Source organism: Ruegeria sp. BI11, from assembly GCF_056538005.1.
Genome location: NZ_JBQFSM010000041.1, coordinates 1 through 2250, shown reverse-complemented (window position 1 = coordinate 2250; position 2250 = coordinate 1). Strand labels below are relative to the sequence as shown.

At 50.7% G+C, this 2250-nt stretch carries 3 protein-coding genes and 2 pseudogenes; 3 read left to right on the top strand and 2 right to left on the bottom strand.

Annotation, left to right across the window (positions count from 1 at the left end):
• Window positions 1-154, top strand: a pseudogene (locus ACR0DT_RS24905) (IS5/IS1182 family transposase); the annotation flags it as partial.
• 155 nt (window positions 155-309) lie between these two features.
• The gene (locus ACR0DT_RS24900) at window positions 310-567 is read left to right on the top strand and encodes a hypothetical protein (protein ID WP_480713325.1); all 258 of its coding nucleotides are present in this window, start codon (window positions 310-312) and stop codon (window positions 565-567) included.
• A gap of 44 nt (window positions 568-611) precedes the next feature.
• Here ACR0DT_RS24900 and ACR0DT_RS24895 read toward each other — a convergent pair whose 3' ends face one another.
• Window positions 612-926, bottom strand: a complete 315-nt coding sequence (locus tag ACR0DT_RS24895) for a hypothetical protein (RefSeq protein ID WP_480713324.1) — start codon at window positions 924-926, stop codon at window positions 612-614.
• A gap of 334 nt (window positions 927-1260) precedes the next feature.
• On the bottom strand, window positions 1261-1758 hold the full coding sequence (locus tag ACR0DT_RS24890) for a hypothetical protein (RefSeq protein WP_480713323.1): 498 nt from the start codon (window positions 1756-1758) through the stop codon (window positions 1261-1263).
• Window positions 1759-2118: 360 nt separating this feature from the next.
• Between ACR0DT_RS24890 and ACR0DT_RS24885 the strand changes: the two are divergent.
• Window positions 2119-2250: pseudogene (locus tag ACR0DT_RS24885) on the top strand (IS256 family transposase); the annotation flags it as partial.

The following is a 2250-nucleotide window of genomic DNA, read 5'->3' as shown; positions in this document are numbered from 1 at the left end:
AGTTGACTCGCTGCTCGAGGACCGCGGATATGATGCCGACTGGCTCAGAGAAGCGTTGAAAGATAAAGGGATACGCGCATGCACCCCAGACCGAAAACGGCACAAGACAACCGTCAAGTACGACAAGCGCCGATACAAACGGCGCAACCAGATCTTGCGGCAACGTGACTTGAGCGCCGTCGTTCAGGATACCATCGCGCCGTTCATCTGATCCTGGTGACGCGGGGTACGCCTGATGAAATCCACCATCGATACCAAAAATCGGTGCGCGAGTTGCACCCGGATCTCAATCCCGGAAACGAGGAGTGGATGAAGGCAGTGAACGTCGCTTCCGAACGGATGACCGGTCTGAACTCGGACCAACTCGACGGCAGCGGGCAAGGGATGGCGGTTTTTGAGATTTTTGGCGCTGCGGCTCAGGCAGACTCTGAGGCTATCCGGGGAACTACCAAGCTTCGGCGTGATCGCGGGGTGGCCCGCATAATCGGGGCGATGATATTTAAAAAGCCGAATGCCATGCGCGGAATTCGGCTGTGTATTGCGGATGTGACTTCTTCTTCGTCATAGAGCTTATCCCTTGAGAGTTTTTCTTTCCGGTAAGCCGGGACGGTTCAGTTATTATCACCAGTTGGTATTCTGAGGCTAAATTCCCGAAGCAATCCACGAACAGAGTTGTCGAGATCCCGGATCACCCGTCGGCCGAATGTATCACGAGCCGACAGCAACAGCCTCAGGTCACGAGCCACAGGTGTCTTCATGTGCACCGGCTGAAATAATCCCATGCGCAACAGTTCTGCAATACTTGGGGCATCCTTCCTGTCGGTTATGACCGGGATTTCCGACAACGCCTCGTGAACCGGCCGCGTTTCCATCAGGATGGTAGCCAGGCCACGGTCCTGCAGACCTGGAATCAAGAACTCAGACATCCGACCGGCTTCCAAATCAATCGCCTTGATCCGACCGACAAACGGTTTCAGTGCAGTGGCGAGATCTTCGGGTAACTTGGTGGAAGAGAGTTCCTACTCGACTGTTCCAATTTCGTTGATCACGCAAGTAGCATTGTTTTCAACGGATACATCCAGTCCAACGTAACAGGCCATAGCATCTCCTTTGGCTGTTCAATCACCACAGTATACGCGGCGATTCAGCCCGATGACCGCAACTCACTTATCAAAGTAACCTAAAATGTCCCATCGGCGTTCATGGGCAACGATAAATTGCTGCACGACACAGATGTGAGGAAAGCAATTCGCTTCGCTCTCAAGTTGCCTCAGATATCAAGCTGCAGCGATCGTACCGAAAACTTAAGCCCGGATAGTCCCATTCATAGCGAAGTGGTGTAATTGTGTACTTGTATACTAGCATTTTTTCGGACCAAGCCTTGGTCTCTATCAAAGGTACATCGAGCACATCGGCAGCCACATGGCCCAAAGCATCGATACCACCAATTAAAAGATTGCGCTCGACAGCAAGACGATGACCCAAAAGAGTTAGCCAATGATGCGCCAGAAAGAGGTCATCTTCGTTGAACCTGCAGTTCCGGATGGCCAAACTTAAGGCTTGAACAGCCTGGTCTCTATCTAACTTATGATTTTCGCTCGGCTCCAATGCAGCTCGCTTGCAAAAGATAGTGTAGTCTGCGCGCCGGACCTCAAGCATCAGAGAATTTATATAAAAATTACGGATATTTCTGCCTCTGGTAAAGTCTAAGAAGCGATAGAGTAAGCCAAAAGCGGAGATCGACATAAGCGAATTCATTAATTTTACCCTGTAAGGATTTTAGATTAGTTTTAAAGCTAGAGTGAACCTGTTCAAATACTGAAGTGTTTTGTACCAAAAGATGGCATCAAGTTTCTCAAGCTGCGGCGTTAAGAAGCGTCTGCGGCATGTCATATCGTGATCTGTAAGAAATGAGGTTGCGCGGTGCGATACCGGCTTCTATCGGGCCTGATTATCGGCTTGGCGATTCCGGGCTGTTGAAAGACCTAAGATAAAACTCTTGGAGAGGATGCTGGGCGGCGAACTGACCGCACATCTCGGCTATTGCGGGCGAATCGAGAGTGTCCGATCTTCTGTGTATGAGTGATCTGGTTCATGCTTCTGCAAAAGGAAGCTGGGATGACAATTTCCAAAGAAATACTGGACGAACTTCTGAAGGACTGCGAGCGGCCTGAAGATCTGCTTGGTGACGCCGGGGTGATGAAAGACCTCAAGATCAAGCTGATGGAGCGGATGCTGGGCGCCGAACTG